The organism is Streptomyces sp. NBC_00250 (assembly GCF_036192275.1).
Lineage (GTDB): Bacteria > Actinomycetota > Actinomycetes > Streptomycetales > Streptomycetaceae > Streptomyces.
Genome location: NZ_CP108088.1, coordinates 1,476,812 through 1,495,311, shown reverse-complemented (window position 1 = coordinate 1,495,311; position 18,500 = coordinate 1,476,812). Strand labels below are relative to the sequence as shown.

Annotated in this window: 15 protein-coding genes; 8 read left to right on the top strand and 7 right to left on the bottom strand. The window is 72.3% G+C overall.

What is annotated here, in order from left to right:
• The first annotated feature begins 7 nt into the window (after nucleotides 1–7).
• Entirely contained in the window at nucleotides 8–1,153 is a 1,146-nt protein-coding gene (locus OG259_RS06575) for an RNA polymerase sigma factor (protein WP_328947009.1), read from the top strand.
• 108 nt (nucleotides 1,154–1,261) lie between these two features.
• Here OG259_RS06575 and OG259_RS06570 read toward each other — a convergent pair whose 3' ends face one another.
• Nucleotides 1,262–2,059, bottom strand: a complete 798-nt coding sequence (locus OG259_RS06570) for a DUF4232 domain-containing protein (protein WP_328941347.1) — start codon at nucleotides 2,057–2,059, stop codon at nucleotides 1,262–1,264.
• A 222-nt stretch (nucleotides 2,060–2,281) separates the two neighbouring features.
• On the opposite strand from OG259_RS06570, the gene OG259_RS06565 reads away from it, so the two are divergent.
• The 3 genes from OG259_RS06565 to OG259_RS06555 all read left to right on the top strand — a co-directional run bounded on the left by OG259_RS06565 (nucleotide 2,282) and on the right by OG259_RS06555 (nucleotide 6,668).
• A complete protein-coding gene (locus OG259_RS06565; RefSeq protein WP_328941346.1) occupies nucleotides 2,282–3,547 on the top strand; it encodes a helix-turn-helix domain-containing protein in 1,266 nt (421 codons plus the stop codon).
• Nucleotides 3,548–3,964: 417 nt separating this feature from the next.
• Entirely contained in the window at nucleotides 3,965–5,311 is a 1,347-nt protein-coding gene (gdhA, locus tag OG259_RS06560) for an NADP-specific glutamate dehydrogenase (RefSeq protein ID WP_328941345.1), read from the top strand.
• A 163-nt stretch (nucleotides 5,312–5,474) separates the two neighbouring features.
• Nucleotides 5,475–6,668: a nitric oxide synthase oxygenase gene (locus OG259_RS06555; protein WP_443052115.1), complete on the top strand. Its 1,194-nt coding sequence runs from the start codon at nucleotides 5,475–5,477 to the stop codon at nucleotides 6,666–6,668.
• A 58-nt stretch (nucleotides 6,669–6,726) separates the two neighbouring features.
• On the opposite strand, the gene OG259_RS06550 is transcribed toward OG259_RS06555, so the two are convergent.
• Both OG259_RS06550 and OG259_RS06545 read right to left on the bottom strand, forming a co-directional pair.
• The gene (locus OG259_RS06550; protein ID WP_328941343.1) at nucleotides 6,727–7,017 is read right to left on the bottom strand and encodes a hypothetical protein; all 291 of its coding nucleotides are present in this window, start codon (nucleotides 7,015–7,017) and stop codon (nucleotides 6,727–6,729) included.
• Nucleotides 7,018–7,213: 196 nt separating this feature from the next.
• The gene (locus tag OG259_RS06545; RefSeq protein ID WP_328941342.1) at nucleotides 7,214–8,098 is read right to left on the bottom strand and encodes an NAD(P)-dependent oxidoreductase; all 885 of its coding nucleotides are present in this window, start codon (nucleotides 8,096–8,098) and stop codon (nucleotides 7,214–7,216) included.
• Nucleotides 8,099–8,166: 68 nt separating this feature from the next.
• On the opposite strand from OG259_RS06545, the gene OG259_RS06540 reads away from it, so the two are divergent.
• Nucleotides 8,167–8,517, top strand: a complete 351-nt coding sequence (locus tag OG259_RS06540; protein ID WP_328941341.1) for a winged helix-turn-helix transcriptional regulator — start codon at nucleotides 8,167–8,169, stop codon at nucleotides 8,515–8,517.
• Between the two features lie 147 nt (nucleotides 8,518–8,664).
• On the opposite strand, the gene meaB is transcribed toward OG259_RS06540, so the two are convergent.
• Genes meaB through OG259_RS06525 form a run of 3 tightly spaced genes read right to left on the bottom strand, consistent with a single transcriptional unit; the run spans nucleotide 8,665 to nucleotide 13,630 of the window.
• Nucleotides 8,665–9,648, bottom strand: coding sequence for a methylmalonyl Co-A mutase-associated GTPase MeaB (meaB, locus tag OG259_RS06535; RefSeq protein WP_328941340.1), 984 nt, complete (start codon nucleotides 9,646–9,648; stop codon nucleotides 8,665–8,667).
• Entirely contained in the window at nucleotides 9,645–11,819 is a 2,175-nt protein-coding gene (gene scpA / locus OG259_RS06530) for a methylmalonyl-CoA mutase (RefSeq protein WP_328941339.1), read from the bottom strand. Before scpA ends, meaB begins: the two co-directional genes overlap by 4 nt.
• On the bottom strand, nucleotides 11,819–13,630 hold the full coding sequence (locus OG259_RS06525) for a methylmalonyl-CoA mutase family protein (protein ID WP_328941338.1): 1,812 nt from the start codon (nucleotides 13,628–13,630) through the stop codon (nucleotides 11,819–11,821). The genes scpA and OG259_RS06525 overlap by 1 nt, the downstream gene beginning before the upstream one ends.
• Before the next feature lie 154 nt (nucleotides 13,631–13,784).
• Between OG259_RS06525 and OG259_RS06520 the strand changes: the two genes are divergently transcribed.
• The 3 genes from OG259_RS06520 to OG259_RS06510 all read left to right on the top strand — a co-directional run bounded on the left by OG259_RS06520 (nucleotide 13,785) and on the right by OG259_RS06510 (nucleotide 17,337).
• Nucleotides 13,785–14,063 (top strand): hypothetical protein, encoded by a 279-nt coding sequence (locus OG259_RS06520; RefSeq protein WP_328941337.1) that lies wholly within the window; start codon nucleotides 13,785–13,787, stop codon nucleotides 14,061–14,063.
• Nucleotides 14,064–14,223: 160 nt separating this feature from the next.
• Entirely contained in the window at nucleotides 14,224–14,928 is a 705-nt protein-coding gene (locus OG259_RS06515; RefSeq protein WP_266899207.1) for a DUF2470 domain-containing protein, read from the top strand.
• A gap of 126 nt (nucleotides 14,929–15,054) precedes the next feature.
• Nucleotides 15,055–17,337: an MMPL family transporter gene (locus OG259_RS06510; protein ID WP_328941336.1), complete on the top strand. Its 2,283-nt coding sequence runs from the start codon at nucleotides 15,055–15,057 to the stop codon at nucleotides 17,335–17,337.
• 118 nt (nucleotides 17,338–17,455) lie between these two features.
• On the opposite strand, the gene OG259_RS06505 is transcribed toward OG259_RS06510, so the two are convergent.
• Complete coding sequence (locus tag OG259_RS06505) at nucleotides 17,456–18,388, bottom strand: TIGR03564 family F420-dependent LLM class oxidoreductase (protein WP_328941335.1); 933 nt, start codon at nucleotides 18,386–18,388, stop codon at nucleotides 17,456–17,458.
• Nucleotides 18,389–18,500: the final 112 nt, after the last annotated feature.

Here is an 18,500-nt window from a genome sequence, read left to right as displayed (position 1 = left end):
CCCTTCGATGGACGAGGCCCTGCTGAGGAGCCTCACGCCGAGCGTGCTCGGGATCCTCGTCCGCCGCGGAGCCGACTTCGCGGCGGCCGAGGACGCCGTACAGGACGCCCTGGTCGAGGCGGTCCGCGTCTGGCAGGCCGAGCAGCCCAGGGACCCGAAGGGCTGGCTCGTCACCGTGGCCTGGCGCAAGTTCCTCGACGCGACCCGGGCGGACACCGCCCGGCGCCGGCGCGAGGACCTCGTCGAGGAGGAACCGCCGTCCGGGCCCGCGACCGGGGTGGACGACACGCTCCAGCTCTACTTCCTGTGCGCCCACCCGTCGCTGACGCCGTCCTCCGCGGTCGCGCTCACGCTGCGCGCCGTCGGGGGACTCACGACCCGGCAGATCGCCCAGGCCTATCTGGTGCCGGAGGCGACCATGGCGCAGCGGATCAGCCGGGCCAAGCGGACCGTCGCCGGTGTGCGGTTCGACCGGCCGGGCGATGTCGCCACCGTGCTGCGCGTCCTCTACCTGGTCTTCAACGAGGGCTACTCCGGCGACGTCGACCTCGCCGCCGAGGCCGTCCGGCTCACCCGGCAGCTCGCGACCGTGATCGACCATCCCGAAGTGGCGGGGCTGCTCGCCCTCATGCTGCTCCACCACGCCCGGCGCGACAGTCGAACCGCGCCCGACGGCAGTCTGGTGCCGCTCGCCGAGCAGGACCGCGGCCGCTGGGACACCGGACTGATCACCGAGGGCGTCGAGATCCTGCAGGCGGCCCTCGCCCGCGACCGCCTCGGCGAGTACCAGGCCCAGGCCGCCGTCGCGGCACTCCACGCCGACGCGCGCACCGCCGAGGAGACCGACTGGGTGCAGATCGTCGAGTGGTACGACGAGCTGGCGCGGCTGACGGACAGCCCCGTCGTCCGGCTCAACCGCGCGGTGGCCCTCGGGGAGGCCGACGGCCCGCGCGCCGGGATCGCGGCCCTCGCGGAGCTGCCCGACACCCTGCCCCGCCACACAGCGGCGGCGGCGTACCTCCACGAGCGCGCCGGTGATCCGGCGACAGCGGCACGGCTGTACGCGGAGGCGGCCCGCAAGGCCTCCAACCTCGCCGAACGCGACTACCTGACCCGCCAGGCCGCCCGCCTCAACACCCGCCGAAGTCACTGAGGGGGTGTGTCGTCGATCAGGCCGGGCTCGCGACGCGGCCTGATCGACAGCACACCCCCTCGGCCGCGGTTCCGGTCCCGGCCGAACGCGGCACCGTCGCGGAGCGGGTCAGTTGAGGGCGTCGTCCATGGAGCTCTGCCAGTACGTCACGCGCAGCGAGCTGTCGACGTACACGCCCTTGCCGGCGAGCGGGGCCTTGGCCATGGTGCCGTTGGTGAAGCCGACCGTGAGGCTCGTCGTCGTGTAGCCGTGCTGTCCGCTGCCGTCGGCGGCGGACAGGATGACGCCCGCGTACCCGGACTCACCCGGAGCGAGGGTCACGACCGCCTGCGGATGGGTCTCCTCCATGACCGGCGGGACGGACTGGGCCTCGCCGAAGCGGGCGACCGGGTAGCCGAGGAGGTCGCAGTGGGCGGAGCCGGTGTTGGTGAGGGTGAGGAGCATGTGGTTGAGCGGGCGGGCGACCGGGGTGGCGGTGATCTTGGTGTTGCCCGCGCCGCACTGCTTGTTCCGCGAGGGCCCGCTCTTGTCGTCACCGCCGCCGGAGGCCGAGGCGCTCGCCCCGCTGTTGCCGCCGGAGCCGCCGCTCCCGGCGGAGGTGGTGCCTCCGGTCTTCCCGCCGGTCGTGGTGCCCGCGGTGGTGCCGCCCGAGGTGTCGCCCGACGTGCCGGAGGAGCCGTCCTGGGGCTTCGTCGACGTGTTGCTCTTCGGGGTCGTAGCCGTGGTCGGGGTCGTGGTCGGGGTCTCGGCCGGCTGAGGGGCGGAGGCCGTGGGCGCTACGGACGTAGCGGCGGCGCCCTCGTCCTTCGCGGTACCGGTGCCGGACCCGCAGGCGGTGAGCGAGAGCGCGGCGACGGCGAGCGTCGTGGCGGCGAGAAGACGGCTGCGGGTGGTGCGTCCGGACATGGGAGTCCCCCTCAAGGGTGGGGTCGGAAATCGGTCGTTGTGCGGTACGGGCCACCGGTTCCCCGTGGCGGCCTTGCTTCGCTGACCACACCTTGTGCGAAGATCCGTTCCAGCTGCCACTCCCGCCGGGTGGTACGGGACGCTGGAACGAATTCAAGGCGCTGACCTGCGCTGATGTCCCTTCCTGGGACGCGGGATCGAACGCTGGAAGAGGGTGGAACGGTGGCGGGGGACGAGTTCGCGGCGCTGTTGGGACAGCTCAAGGAGCGCTCGGGGCTCAGCTACGGCACGCTCGGCAAGCGCCTGCACCTGAGCGCCTCGACCTTGCACCGGTACGTCAACGGGGACGCCGTACCGGTGGATTACGCGCCCGTGGAACGGTTCGCGCGGCTGTGTCGCGCGACCCCCGACGAACTCGTCGAGCTGCACCGGCTCTGGGTACGGGCGGACGTGTCGCGCCAGCGGAAGGCTCCGGCCGCCGTCGGGCCGGAAAGCGCCGCCGAGAAGGAGCCGTCGTCGGCGGAGTCCGTGGCGTCCGTGGTGCCTGTGGAGTCCGTGGCGTCCGTGGAGTCGTACGAGCCGGAGTCCGAGGCGTCGACGACGGAGCCGACGCCGCCGGACGAACGCGTCGCGTCCGAGCCGACACCCGCGTTGGCCGCCCCACCCCCTCAGGAACGTCGGCGGTTCCGGCGTACCGCCGTGATCGTCGGCAGCGCTGTGGCCGCCGCCGTGTCGGTGGCGCTCGTCATGAACCTCTCGGGCGGGGACGGCCCGGCGAAGGGGCGGTTGGCGGGCGACGCGGCCATGCCCTCCGGCACCACGGCCGGAATGCCGGAGCAGCCCGGGAGGTCCGGCCCGTCCGACGGCAAGGCGGCGGCGCACGCGCCGACCGTCGCCACCGCGCCCCACACCTGGGAAGGGCCCTGCAGCCAGCACTACCTGATCGACCGCGAGCCCGAGCAGGTGCCGCCGCCGCCCACGGAGCAGGACGCGCCGGGATGGATCGCCGCGCTCGACGCGGTGCCGGGCGGGGACCAGCTGCTCCGGCTGACCGTGCAGGGCACCGGGAAGCAGACGGTCGTCCTGGAGGCCCTCCACGTCCGGGTCGTGAGCAAGAAGACGCCCCTGGCCTGGAACGACTACGTGATGGGCGTCGGCTGCGGCGGCGACGTGTCGACGAAGGCCTTCGCCGTCGATCTCGACGCCGGCCGGCCCACCGCCGTCCCCGTGGGCGGGCAGCGGACGTTCTCGTACAAGACGAGCGAGTCCGACCCGGTGATCTTCAACGTGGCCGCGCGCGCCCAGGCACACGACGTCAGCTGGTACCTGGAACTCGTCTGGTCCAGCGGCAAGGAGCAGGGCACGCTCCGCGTCGACGACGACGGCCGACCGTTCCGGACCAGCGGCAACCTCGCCCGGCCCGCGTACGCCCACCCCTTGGGCTGGACCGAATGGATCGACAACGACGTCGACACCAGCGGGCGCTAGCGGACGCCGGCGGACGCCGGCGGGCGTCGAGGGCGGCCACCAGGCTCGCCACCGTGACCGTGTCGAAGACGAAGGCGATGGCCGTCCCGCGTACTCGGCGGCCGTACGACGGACGACGCCACGCAGGGCGATCCCACGCCCGCCTGCCCTTGTACAGCGCGGCCGCGAACCCTCGGCACCCTGCTCGCCGATCGGCCGGCCGGTGACGATCCCCCTCCGACGACCTCGGCAACGTGCGGCGCGCACGGCCGAGGTTCGCTCCTCGCTCCTCAAGGCCCCGGTCCTGCGTGCGGTGTGGGCGGTCGATCGGCTCGGGGGCCACCTCGGTGACCGGGCGGTGTGGTGGTCCGGCAACAATGTCGTGACGTCGCCCGCACGCAACGGCACTTTCGATGACGAAGAAGGCGAGAGACACCCATGAACGTCAGCGCTCACATGGAAGCCGTCTACGCGGAGGTCCGCCGCCGCAACCCCGGTGAGGCGGAGTTCCACCAGGCTGCGGTCGAGGTCCTCGACTCCCTCGTGCCCGCGCTGGAGCGGCACCCCGAGTACGCCGAGACCGGGATCCTGGAGCGGCTGTGCGAGCCCGAGCGGCAGCTGCTCTTCCGGGTTCCCTGGGTCGACGACCACGGCACCGTGCGGGTGAACCGGGGTTTCCGGGTGGAGTTCAACAGCGCTCTCGGCCCGTACAAGGGAGGTCTGCGGTTCCACCCGAGCGTCAATCTCGGCATCGTGAAGTTCCTGGGCTTCGAGCAGATCTTCAAGAACGCGCTGACCGGCATGGCGATCGGCGGCGGCAAGGGAGGCGCCGACTTCGACCCCAAGGGCCGCTCGGACGCCGAGGTCATGCGCTTCTGCCAGTCCTTCATGACCGAGCTGTACCGCCACCTCGGCGAGCACACCGACGTACCGGCCGGTGACATCGGCGTGGGCGCGCGGGAGATCGGCTACCTCTTCGGCCAGTACAAGCGGATCACCAACCGCTACGAGTCCGGTGTCCTCACCGGCAAGCCGGTGGGCTGGGGCGGCTCCCACGTCCGTACCGAGGCCACGGGCTACGGAGCCGTGTACTTCGCGGAGGAGATGCTCGCCACGCGCGGCCAGGGCTTCGACGGGCGCCGGGTCGTGGTCTCCGGCTCCGGGAACGTGGCCGTGTACGCCGCGGAGAAGGTGCACGCCCTGGGCGGCCTGGTCGTCGCGTGCAGCGACTCCTCCGGGTACCTCGTCGACGAGGACGGCATCGACCTCGACCTGCTCAAGGACATCAAGGAGGTCCGCCGGGACCGGATCTCCGCCTACGCGGAGGCGAAGCCGACCGCGCGGTTCTCCGCCCGCGGCACGGTGTACGACGTCCCCTGCGACATCGCCCTGCCCTGCGCGACCCAGAACGAGCTGGGCCTCGACGACGCCGTCGCCCTGGTCAAGCACGGGGTCCTCGCGGTCGCCGAGGGCGCCAACATGCCCTGTACCCCGGAGGCGGTGAAGGTGTTCCGGGAGGCCGGGGTCCTCTTCGGCCCCGGCAAGGCCGCCAACGCCGGCGGCGTGGCCACCTCGGCCCTGGAGATGCAGCAGAACGCGGCCCGCGACAGCTGGACCTTCGAGCAGACCGAGGCCCGCCTCGCCGAGGTCATGCGCGGCGTCCACACCGAGTGCCGCGCCACGGCGGAGGCGTACGGCGGCAACGCCGAGGACTACGTCCTCGGCGCCAACGTGGCCGGATTCCTGAGGGTGGCGCAGGCCATGACCGCGCAGGGCGTGATCTGAGGGGCCCTGCCGCACGAGCGGTCCCGCCCCGCGTGCCACCGGGTGCGCGGGGCGGAGAGCCGGGCAGCGTACCAGCGGCGGACCCGGCAAGGGCGGATATTCACGTACTCTCCGCGCCCGGATGTGTTCATACGGTAGTCATGACGCCGGGAGGAACACCTTGATCTTCAGTCGCAGCCGCCGCCGGAAGTCTGTCCCCAGCACGGGCACCTGCCCCTACGCGTCCGGGGACCCCGCCCCCGCAGGCCCCGTCCACGAGGCCGGCGGCCAGGTGCCGCACCTCGTGGACCGGCACGAGGCGGAACGCTTCATCCGTCAGTTCCACGGCGAACAGCCGGGCGCCGGAGACGTGCGGGGCCGGGTCCGTGAGGCGCTGGCCGAGATCGATCGCACCGGCACCTACGAACACTCCCCGGCCGAACTCGCCTTCGGCGCACGCGTCGCCTGGCGGAACGCGGCCCGCTGCATCGGCAGGCTCTACTGGCGCAGCCTCGTCGTGCGCGATCTGCGGCACCTCGCATCCGCCGACGACATCGCCGCCGCCTCCTTCGAGCACCTCCGGCTCGCCGGCAACGGCGGCCGGATCCGGCCGGTCATCACCGTCTTCGCCCCCGACCGGCCGGGCCGCCCCGGCCCCCGGATCGTCAACGACCAGCTGGTGCGCTACGCCGGACACCGCACGCCGGAGGGGCGGTGGAGCGGCGACCCCCGCAGCGCACCCCTGACCGCCCAGGCCCGCGACCTGGGCTGGAAACGCGACGAAGAACCCTTCCAGGTACTGCCGTTGATGGTCCAGGAGCACCCCGGAGGCCGACCGGAATGGTACAAGCTGCCGGACGACTCCGTCCGCGAGGTGCCGCTGAGCCACCCCGATCACCCGTGGTTCGCCGACCTGGGACTGCGGTGGTACGCCGTGCCCGCGATCAGCGACATGACCCTGGAGATCGGCGGCGTGCGGTATCCGGCGGCGCCGTTCAACGGCTGGTACATGGGAACCGAGATAGGCGCCCGGAACCTCGCCGACACCGAGCGGTACGACCTGCTGCCCGCGGTGGCCGACCGGCTCGGGTTCGACCGGTCGAGCGAGCGCACCCTGTGGCGTGACCGGGCGCTCGTCGAGCTCAACGTGGCGGTGCTGCACTCCTTCCACCGGGCCGGGGTGACCATGGCGGACCACCACACGGAGTCCCAGCGGTTCCTGCGGCACATCGCCCAGGAGACCCGCCACGGGAGGGAGACGCCGGCCGACTGGAGCTGGATCGTGCCCCCGGTGTCCGGCTCCGCGACGCCGGTCTTCCACCGGTACTACGACGCGGTCGACCCGTCCCTCCGGCCCGCCTTCCTCGCCCGCGTCTGAGCGGGGCGGGGTGCGTGCGGGTGCGCGGGCGAGCAGCGTGCCCGCGGGCGCCTTCGCCTCAGCCGCCCGTCCCGGGGGCCCAGTAGTTGTGCACCGTCATGACCTCGGGGCCCGCGTCGGTGACGGGCCAGCCCTCCTCGGCCGCGATCGGCATCATGCGCGCGGCGAAGGCGTTCATCTGCTCCTCGGTCTCCCAGACGTCGAAGATCTCCAGGCCGCCGTCCGCCTTCACGCACGTGTGGGACACGCAGCCGTCGAAGATGTCGGGCGTCGTCTGGAGCCGGGCGTTGAGGGCGTCGTACTGGTCGGTGGTGATGCCCGAGAGGACGGCGTGCACGAAGATCGCCATGATGGATCACTCCTCCTGAGGGAGGGCGGCGGCACCTCCCGCGCCGCCCCCGGCGCCGTCCGCTCCCACCCACCAGCACAGCACGGCCCACCGTCGACGGCACGCCGGAGGCCGCCGCCCGCCCCGAGGCGCGGGCGGCGGGTGGTCAGCGGCCTTCGACCGTGTCCTCCACCGCGACCGTCTCCGAACCGGCGCCTCAGCGCCGTCCCAGGAGCTCCGCGATCCGCGTGAAGCCCTCCGCGCCGTGGCCCAGGGCCACCGTCCGGCGGGCCAGACCCTCGGCGGCGCGCATCACGCCCGCGTCGATGCCGTGGGCCTCGGAGGCGTGCACGACGTGCGCCATCGTCGACACCGCCGAAGTGAGCGGATTCCCCTCGCCCGAGTACCGGCCGCTCTCCACGTCCTCGGCCCACTCCTGGAACAGCGGCGGGAGGATCGCGCCGATGCCGGCGGCGAACGGCGCCAGCTCCGTCGGGGAGATCCCCTCGGCGCGCGCCATCGCCAGGGCGTGGACGTAGCCCGTCATGGACGTCCAGAAGATGTCGAGCAGCGCGATGTCGTACGCCGCCGCCCGGCTGATCTCCTCCCCGAGATGGGTGTGGGTGCCGCCCAGCGCGTCCAGCACCGGCCGGTGCTCGCCGTAGAGCGCCTCGGGGCCGCTGTGGAGGAACACCCCGGCGGGCGTCCCGATGGTCGGGGTCGGGGTCATGATGGCGCCGTCGAGATAGCCGATGCCGTGCTCTTCGGCCCACCGTCCGGTGTCCCTGGCCCGCTCCGGGGTGTCGGCGCTGAGGTTCACGACGGTCCGCCCCTTGAGCGCACCCGTCACGGCCGCCTGCCGCAGTACGGAGTCGGTGGCGTCGTAGTTGACCAGGCAGACCACGGTCAGCGGGCTCGCGGCGACCGCCTCCTCGGCGCTCGCGGCCGGGACGGCACCGGCGGCGACCAACTCCCCGTCCCGGCCCGGCGTCCGGTTCCACACGGTGGTCCGTACGCCCGCGGCCAGGAACGCGGCGGCCAGCGCCCGTCCCATCGGTCCGAGACCGACGACGGTGACCGAGGGTTCGCGGGAAGAAGACATGGGTGAACTCCCTTGTAGACATGGAGACAGATGAGTGAAGGACATGCTGGAAGAAGGAGGGGACGGGGATGTCACGCGCCCGGGCCCAGGACAGGAACACGTGCGGAGTGAGCGCCGCGATCGTGGTCATCGAGGGCAAATGGAAGACGCACCTGCTGTGGCTGCTGGAGTCCGCCCCGCACCGACCCGGCGAACTGCGCCGGAAGCTCCCCGAGATCAGCGAGAAGGTGCTGACCCAGGCCTTGCGTGAGATGGAGGAGGACGGTGTCGTGCACCGCGAGGTGTACGACGTCCTGCCGCCGAAGACCGTCTACTCGTTGAGCGGCTTCGGGCGTGAACTCTCCGAGGCGCTCGCCCCGTTGTCCGACTGGGGCCACCGCCGCCTGGACCGGCTCACGGAAGCACCCGTCGCTTCCTGAGGCCCTGTCGTTCTCCCTTCCTCCGGGCCGCTCTCAGCTTCGCCCGGGGGGCGCGCCCCTTCAAGTACGCACAAAAAAGTGGGTATGAGGGGAGCACGAGAAAAGGGGGGCCTCCCCGAAGGGAGGCCCCCCTTGTGCGCCGAATCCTCAGCCCCGCCGCTCCCCGAAGGCGGCCAGGATGCGCTCGGCGGCCAGCGTCGCCGTCAGCCCGCCCGCGCGGACCTGCTCCTCAAGGGCCGGCGCGAGCTCCTTGACCGCCGGGTCCGTGTGGAGGCGGCGCAGGAGTTCGTCGCGGACCATGCTCCAGGTCCAGTCGACCTGCTGGTCGTGGCGCTTGGCCGTGAGACGGCCGGTCGAGTCGAGCAGGGTGCGGTGCTGCCGAAGGCGGTCCCACACCTCGTCGAGGCCGGCCGATTCCCGGGCGCTGCAGCTGAGCACCGGCGGCGTCCAGAACGCGTCGGCGCCGTGCATGAGCCGCAGCGCGCCCGCGAGTTCACGGGCCGCGGCGCGGGCGTCGCGCTCGTGGGGGCCGTCGGCCTTGTTGACGGTGACCACGTCGGCGAGTTCCAGGACGCCCTTCTTGATGCCCTGGAGCTGGTCGCCCGTGCGGGCCAGGGTGAGCAGCAGGAAGGAGTCGACCATGTTGGCGACGGCGGTCTCGGACTGGCCGACGCCGACCGTCTCGACGAGCACCACGTCGTAGCCCGCGGCCTCCATCACGACCATCGACTCGCGGGTCGCCTTGGCGACGCCGCCGAGGGTGCCGGCGCTGGGGGAGGGCCGTACGAAGGCCGCCGGGTCGACGGCCAGCCGCTCCATCCGCGTCTTGTCGCCGAGGATGGAGCCGCCGGTACGGGTCGACGACGGGTCGACGGCGAGCACCGCGACCCGGTGGCCGAGCCCGGTCAGCATCGTCCCGAACGCGTCGATGAACGTCGACTTGCCGACACCGGGCACTCCGCTGATCCCGATCCGCACGGCGTTCCCGCTGTGCGGAAGCAGCTCCGTCAGGAGCTCCTGGGCGAGTGCCCGGTGCTGGGGGCGGGTCGACTCGACGAGGGTGATCGCGCGGGCGACGAGCGCCCGCTTCCCCTCCCGTACCCCCCGGACGTACGTGTCGAGATCGATCACCGCTCGTGCCCGAGGTCGGCCGACAGCCGCGTCACCAGGTCGTGGGCCGCGTCGGGGATCACCGTGCCCGGCGGGAACACGGCGGCCGCGCCCATCTCCAGGAGCGTCGCCACGTCCTGCGGAGGAATCACCCCGCCGACCACGATCATGATGTCCTCACGGCCCTCCGCCGCCAGTTCCTCCCGCAGCGCCGGTACGAGTGTGAGGTGTCCGGCGGCGAGCGACGAGACCCCGACGATGTGCACGTCCGCCTCGACGGCCTGGCGGGCCACCTCGGCCGGGGTCTGGAACAGCGGGCCGACGTCCACGTCGAAGCCCAGGTCGGCGAATGCCGTGGCGATCACCTTCTGGCCGCGGTCGTGGCCGTCCTGGCCCATCTTGGCGACCAGGATGCGGGGGCGCCGCCCCTCGGCCTCGCCGAAGGCGTCCACCAGGGCCCGGGTGCGTTCCACGGAGGGGGACTCGCCGGCTTCGTTGCGGTACACACCGGAGATCGTACGGATCTGTCCGGCGTGGCGTCCGTACACCTTCTCCAGGGCGTCGGAGATCTCGCCGACGGTCGCCATCGCACGGGCCGCGTTCACCGCGAGCTCCAGCAGGTTGCCTTCGCCGCCGGCCGCACGGGTGAGCGCGGCCAGCGCGTCCTGGCAGGCCTGCTCGTCGCGCTCCTCGCGCAGCCGCTTCAGCTTGGCGATCTGCTGGGCGCGCACCGAGGAGTTGTCGACCTTCAGGACGTCGATCTGCTCGTCCGTCGCCACACGGTACTTGTTGACACCGATCACCGGCTGCCGTCCGGAGTCGATCCGGGCCTGGGTACGGGCCGCGGCCTCCTCCACGCGCAGCTTCGGGATGCCCGCGTCGATGGCCTTGGCCATGCCGCCGGCCTGCTCGACCTCCTGGATGTGCTTCCAGGCGCGCCGCGCGAGGTCGTACGTGAGCTTCTCGACGTACGCGCTGCCGCCCCACGGGTCGATGGTCCGGCAGGTGCCCGACTCCTGCTGGATGAGCAGCTGGGTGTTGCGGGCGATGCGGGCGGAGAAGTCGGTCGGCAGGGCGAGCGCCTCGTCGAGGGCGTTGGTGTGCAGCGACTGGGTGTGGCCCTGGGTGGCCGCCATCGCCTCGACGCAGGTGCGCGTGACGTTGTTGAACACGTCCTGCGCGGTGAGCGACCAGCCCGAGGTCTGCGAATGGGTCCGGAGGGACAGCGACTTGGGGTTCGCAGGGTCGAACTGCTGCACGAGTTTCGCCCAAAGGAGTCGGGCGGCGCGCAGTTTGGCGATCTCCATGAAGAAGTTCATGCCGATCGCCCAGAAGAACGACAGGCGCGGCGCGAACGCGTCCACGTCGAGCCCGGCCTCGCGGCCCGCGCGGATGTACTCCACACCGTCGGCGAGGGTGTACGCCAGCTCCAGGTCGGCCGTCGCTCCCGCCTCCTGGATGTGATAGCCGGAGATGGAGATGGAGTTGTAGCGCGGCATCCGCTGCGAGGTGTAGGCGAAGATGTCGGAGATGATCCGCATCGACGGCCCGGGCGGATAGATGTACGTGTTGCGGACCATGAACTCCTTGAGGATGTCGTTCTGGATGGTCCCGGCCAGCTTCTCGGGCGGTACGCCCTGCTCCTCGGCGGCCACGATGTACAGCGCGAGGACCGGCAGCACGGCGCCGTTCATCGTCATCGACACCGTCATCTTGTCCAGCGGGATGCCGTCGAACAGCTGCCGCATGTCGTAGATCGAGTCGATGGCCACGCCGGCCATGCCGACGTCACCGGTCACGCGCGGGTGGTCGCTGTCGTACCCGCGGTGGGTCGGCAGGTCGAAGGCGACCGACAGGCCCTTCTGGCCGGCGGCGAGGTTGCGCCGGTAGAAGGCGTTCGACTCCTCGGCCGTGGAGAAGCCCGCGTACTGCCGGATCGTCCAGGGCTGGTTGACGTACATCGTCGGGTACGGGCCGCGCAGGTACGGGGCCATGCCCGGGCGGGTGTCCAGGAAGTCCAGGCCCTCCAGGTCCTGCCCGGTGTACAGCGGCTTGACGCCGATGCCCTCCGGGGTCTCCCAGAGCAGGTCGTCCCCGCCGGTGGCCTTCTTGACGGCCGTACGCCACGCTTCGGGGCCGCCGTCGGCGGTCGGCGCCCCGAGCTCGATCCCGGAGAAATCGGGGATGGACATCAGGACACTCCCATGCGGTCGAGGGCGGTGGAGAGCAGGGCGACGGCGTCACAGCCCGCGAAGAGGTACGAGTCGACACCGGGGTGGTCCCCGGGACGACCGGCGAGGAGGACGTGCTCGGCTCCCGCCGCGCGCAGCTCCGCGGCCACGGTCCCGGCCTGCTCCGCGTACAGCGCGTCGCTGGAGCAGAGGCAGACCTCGCGGGCGCCGCTCTCCTCGAACGTGCCCTCGGTGACCGGCTCGATGCCGCCCGCCTGGAAGAGGTTCGCGGCGAAGGTGACCCGGGCCGAGTGCGCGGCCGCCGGGCCGAGCGCGGCCAGATAGACCCGGGGCCGGGCCCCGGTCGCGGCCAGGTGCGCGTCGGAGCGGGCGCGCAGCGCCTCGTACGCCTCGTCGCGCCGGACCCGGGGCAGACCGCCGGACGGCTGCTCGGGCGCGGGTGCGCGCTCGACGGGCTTCTCGGTGAGGTGGGGGAACTCGCTGACGCCCGTGATGGGTTCGCGGCGCGTGGCCAGCTTCTTGCTGCGCGCGGCCCAGGTCGCGGCCAGCCGGTCGCCGATCGTCCCGGCGCGCAGCGCGGCCTCCTGGCCGCCGGCCCGCTCGATGCCCTGGAAGAACTCCCAGGCCGCGTGCGCCAGTTCGTCGGTGAGCCGCTCCACGTACCAGGAGCCGCCGGCCGGGTCGATCACCCGGGAGAGGTGCGACTCCTCGATGAGGACGGTGGAGGTGTTGCGGGCGATCCGGCGCGCGAAGGCGTCCGGCAGGCCGAGCGAGTCGTCGAAGGGGAGGACGGTGACGCTGTCGGCGCCGCCCACCCCGGCGGCGAGGGTGGCCACCGTGGTGCGCAGCATGTTCACCCACGGGTCGCGGCGCGTCATCATCACCGGCGAGGTCACCGCGTGCTGGCGCTGCGCGCCCGCGTCCGGGGCGCCGCAGACCTCGGCCACCCGGGCCCAGAGGCGGCGAGCCGCGCGGAGCTTGGCGATGGTCAGGAACTGGTCGGCGGTCGCCGCGTACCGGAACTCCAGCTGCGCGCACGCCTCGGCGACGCTCAGCCCGGACCCGGTCAGACCGCGCAGATAGGCCACGCCCGTCGCGAGCGAGCAGCCCAGTTCCTGGGCGGCCGAGCCACCGGCCTCGTGGTACGGCAGGGCGTCCACGGTCAGGGCGCGCAGCCCCGGGTACCGGTCGGCGCAGCGGCGCGCGAGACCGGCGACGGACGCGAGGTCGTACGCCGGGCGGCCGGTGCGGGCCTCGTGACCGAGGGGGTCGGCGCCCAGGTTGCCCCGGGCCGCGTCGTCGGGGACGCCGCGCTCCTCGTACAGCCCCAGCAGTCGCTCGGCGGCGGCCGCCGTCTCGGCGCCCGCGTCGAGGACCACCGGCGCCAGGTCGAGGTAGACCCCGTCGAGGACCGAGGCGAGGGAGGAGACCGGGATGCCGGTGCCTCCGACGCCCAGCCAGAGGGAGGTGACGCCGTTCTCCAGGTCGGCGAGGACCGCCTCGCCGTCGGCCGCGAGATGCCGCTGGCGCACGTCCCAGCCGCCGAGGGTGTTGCCCTCGGCGCGGCCGCCGCGCACGAAGGGGGCGAAGCCGGGGAGTCCGGCGTCGGGGGCGGCGTCGCGCGCGGTGTACAGCGGACGGGTGTCGAGGCCGTCTTCGAGGAGTGTGGAAAGGGCGTCCTCGGCGGCGTCGCCGGAGACCTCTTTGCCGGACTTGCGCAGGACACCTGCCACAAGGTGTTGCCACTGTTCGTGTGGCGCGTCAGGGAAATCGGACGCCAGGGAGAGCCCGTCGTCAGGCAGGACCGTCATGCTCGGATGCTAGGGGAGATCGACAAAGCAGCAGGAGGGCGTACGACTGTGACCTTCTTCTCTTCGACCTGGGGCGTTCTGTGTGGTGGGCGCTGTGAGCGGCGTCGTGGGCACGGTCGGCGGCGTTGTCAGTGGTGGCTGGGACGCTGATCGTATGGACAGGGACGAGGAGCTGTTGAGAGGCCGGGTCTACGGCCAGGACCATGACGACCCCCGCCCGGGCCCGCGGCCCGGCCGGGTCTATGCCGAACTGGTCGGCGGCCCGCTCGACGGGCTGCTGCTCGACGTCACCGACCGGACGCCGGATCAGCGGGCGGCTGCCGGCGTGGCCCTGGAGACGGAGCTGGGGAGGTACGGCGCCGAGGGGCGCTCGCTGTACGACGCGAGGCCCGGCGACCCCCTCCACTTCGACTGGTCCGGCGATGCGCCGTGAGCGGATTCCCGTCATATGCGCGCAAAAGGAGGCTCATCACACGGGGTGTCAGTCGCCCTGCGGCTCCCGGGTTTTCACCCCTCCGTTCCCTACCGAGCCCGTGATGGGTTAGCTTAGGCTTACCTAAGTAGCTGTCGCCATCTGTCCCGGGAGATCTCGGATGCGTTCCTTCACCACCCGCGTCACGCGGCCCACCCCCGCCGAGCGCGTGCGATCGATCCTGGCCGCCGCCCACTCGATGACGGTCGTGTCCGACGGACTCCACCAGGAGGTGCACCTCCTGGACGGGACCGGGCCCATGGGACACATCCACCTCCACGACCCGTCCGAGGAGAGCCACGCCGGGCAGCCCGCGCGGATCCCCGTGCGCCTGGAGTTCACCGACATCGCCCCCACCCCCGTACGGGAACGGCTGCGGGCCCGCGTCACCCTCACGGGACTCCTCGCCACCCCGTACGAGCCCGGGGCGACCACGAGCATCTGCATGGAGTTCGGCCAGGCCCTCCTGGAGGACGCCGAGGGCCGGAGCTACATCACCCTGGAAGAACTCCACGCCACCGACGTCGACCCGATGGCCTCCTGCGAGGCGTCCATGCTGACCCACCTCGTCGACGGTCACAGCGAGCTCGTCCCCCTGCTCCTGCGCCTCGTCCGGCCGCGCCCCGAACGGGACATGGTCCGCGCCCTCCCCGTCGCCCTCGACCGGTACGGCATCACCCTGCGCCTCGAACACCCCGCCGGCCACCAGGACGTCCGGCTGCCCTTCCCCACCCCGGTCACCGACCTCGACCAGGCCGGCCCCCGGATCCACGCCCTCCTCGCCGCGGCCCGCCGCTCCTCCCACCCCAACCGCCTGCTGACCTGACCGAACGCCCGCCCGCCCCATCCGAGATGCCGGACCGCCGAGGCAGGCGAACAATGGACGGGTAGACCCGCGCACGGTCGGTGCGGGGGACCGCTCGGGGACTTCCCAACCGGACACGGCCTTGCCATGAACGCAGGAAGCCCGGCCGCTACCCGGCCGACACCCCCCAAGGGTGCGCTGTACCGACTGGGGCATTGGTGCGCCCGTCACTTCATCGTCGTCATCGCGCTGTGGCTGGCTGCGATGGTGGGACTCCAGATCACCGACAGGGCGGTCGGAGGACAGTACTCCGACGACTTCGACCTCCCCGGGGTGCAGTCGACGGAGGGGCTCGACGCCCTCCAGGCGCACGACCCCGCTGCCGCCGGCTACGCGGCGCAGATCGTCCTGAACAGGTCCTCGGGGCCGCTCACGGACGAGGCGTCCGCCATCAACTCGACCGTCGCCGCCCTGGAGAAACTGCCCGACGTCATCGGCGCCCAGAACCCCCTGCCGCCGCCGGGCACCACCCCGCCCGCCCTGCCCGCCGGGGTCCCCAACACCGGCCCGCTGTCCACCGACGGCAAGACCGCCTACATCACCGTGCGCTTCAGCGTGCCTCCCTCCACCCTCGGCACCGACTACCTGCCCGGGGTCGACACCGCCGTCCAACCGCTCCGCGACGCGGGCGTGGACGTCGAGTACGGCGGCCCCCTGGGCGAACTCGCCCGGCCCGCGGCCGACGACCGCACCAGTGAGGCCATCGGCTTCGCCGTCGCGATCGTCGTCCTCCTCATCGGCTTCGGCAGCGTCATCGGGGCCGTCCTGCCGCTGATCACCGCGCTCCTCGGGGCGATCTGCGGCCTCGCGCTCCTCGGCCTGATGGCGGCGGCCTTCACCTTCGGCACCGTCTCGCCCACGCTGGCCACCATGATCGGCCTGGGCGTCGGCATCGACTACGCGCTCTTCCTCATCACCCGCCACCGCCAGAACCTCATGAACGGGCACGATCCCGCCGAATCCGCGGGCCTCGCGACCACCACCAGCGGCCGCGCCGTCCTGGTCTCCGGCTGTACGGTCATCATCGCCCTCTCGGGCCTGTGGGTCTCCGGCGTCAGTTTCATCGGCAAACTGGGCCTGGCTGCCGCCTTCACGGTCGTCACCGCGGTCCTGGCCGCGCTCACCCTGGTCCCGGCCATGCTGGGTCTCGTCGGCAAGCGCATCGACCGCTACCACGTGCGCAAGCCCGTGGCGGAGTCCGACGCCGAGCCCGGAGCGCCCGCGCACGGCACCTGGCACCGGTACGCGCAACGGGTGGAGAAGCGCCCCTGGTGGTTCCTGACCGGCGGCGTCCTGGTGCTGCTCGTCCTGGCCTTCCCGCTGCTCTTCATCCAGCTCGGCCACATCGGCGACGGCGCCGACCCCAAGTCCTTCACGGACCGGCGCGCCTACGACCTCATCTCCACGGCCTTCGGGCCCGGCGCGAACGGCCCGCTGACCGTGGTCGTCGACCAGACGGCCGTTCCCTCCGCGGACCGCGCGGACCTCGCCGACAAGCTCAAGCAGTCACTGACCGGGGTCCCCGACGCGGCCTACATCACCCCGCTCCAGGCCACCCCCGACGGGGACGTCCTGGTCGGCACCGCCTACTCGGTGGCCTCCCCGCAGGACGAGAAGACCACCCAGCTGACCAACCACCTCGTCGACGACGTACTGCCGCAGGCTGCGGCCGGCACCGACGCGAAGACCTACGTCACCGGCACGACGGCCTCCCAGGTGGACTTCCTCGACCTCGTCTCCAGCCGGCTCCCGCTGATCATCGCCGTGGTGGTGGGGCTCGCCTTCCTCGTCATCCTCACCGTCTTCCGCGGACTCCTCGTCGCGGTGAAGGCCGCCGTCCTCAACGTGCTCTCCATCGCGGCCTCGTACGGCGTGGTCGTGGCCGTCTTCCAGTGGGGCTGGGGCGGGCCCGCGCTCGGCGTCTCCGGCAAGGTGCCCATCGAGAGCTATGTGCCGATGATGATGTTCGCCATCGTCTTCGGCCTGAGCATGGACTACGAGATCTTCCTGCTGTCCCGTGTCCGCGAGGCATGGCTGCGCACCGGCGATCCGAAGGCCAGCGTGGCCCACGCCCTGGAGATCACCGCCCGGGTCATCACCTGCGCCGCACTCATCATGGTCAGCGTCTTCGCGGCCTTCATCGTCTCGGACAACATCGTGGTCAAGATGCTCGGTCTCGGCCTGGCGGCCAGCGTCCTCATCGACGCCACCGTGGTGCGCCTGCTGCTGGTACCCGCGGTGATGACCCTCCTCGGCAAGCACGCCTGGTGGATCCCGCGCTGGCTGGACCGGATACTGCCGCACCTGGACACCGAGGGCGAGGGCGAGGCCGAGCCGGAACCGGCGGCGGCCGGGGCGAAGAAGGGCTAGGGAGCGTCTTGCCGATCAGGCCGGGCTCGCGGCCCGATCCGGCCTGATCGACAAGACACCTCCCAGCGGTGTCCGACCCGTCCTGATCCGACGCCCCTTGTCGGACACTCCCTACAGCTCAGCCGCGGGACAGCTCGCCGAGCAGCTTCCAGGTGCGGACGCGGGCCTCCTCGCCGTTCAGTTCCGTCGCGGTGAACACCACCTCCGTCGCCCCCGCCTCGCGGTAGCGCCGCACCTCCTCGGCGACGGTCTCCTCGTCGCCGATGACGGCGAGTTCGGCCGCCCGGCCGGCGCCGGAGCGTTCGATGGCACGCTGGTAGGACGGAATCCGCTCGTACAGCGCGAGCGCCTCGGCCGCCTTCTCCCGTACGGCCCCGGCCTCGGCCTTCGTGGTGACCACGCCCGGCACCAGCGCCACGATCCGGGGTGCGGGACGGCCGGCCCCCGCCGCGGCGGCGGTGACGGCGGGGACGATGTGCTCGGCGAGTGCCCGCGGACCCGCCAGGAACGGCAGGATGCCGTCGGCCAGTTCACCGCTGACGCGCAGCGCCTGCGGCCCCATCGCCGCGACCAGGATCGGCACCGGCGGCCGGGCGCCCGGCACCGCCGCCGAGTACGGCGTCGTCGCGGTCAGGAGCTCGCCGTGGAAGTCGGCACTGCCCGTTTCGAGCAGCGGCCGAAGCGCCGTCAGGAACTCCCTGAGCAGCCCGATGGGCCGCTCGTACGGGAGGCCGAAGCCGGTCTCGGTCAGGTGCTTGGTGCCGAGGGCCAGCCCCAGGTGGTACCGGCCTCCGGTGGCCGCCTGCGCGGTCTGCGCCTGGCTGGAGACGAGCAGCGGATGGCGGCCGAAGACCGGGATCGCGGAGGTCCCGACCTGAAGGCCGGGCACCTCGCGCCCCACGATCGCGGCGAGCGAGGGCGAGTCGTACGCGAAGGTCTGGCCGAACCACGCCGAGTGCAGCCCCGCGTCGCGCGCCTCCCGCGCGAGCCGCACCGTGCTGTCGATCGTGTGCTGGACGGCGGTGGAGCCGAGCGTTACTCCGAGAGTCATGTATTCGGCAACCGGCCCCGCGGCGAACGGCATTCCCACCCAGATGTGAAGAGCGTGTTGCACCGTCACCGTCACCGTCACCGGCGAGCGCGAGCGCGAGCGGGAGCGGGAG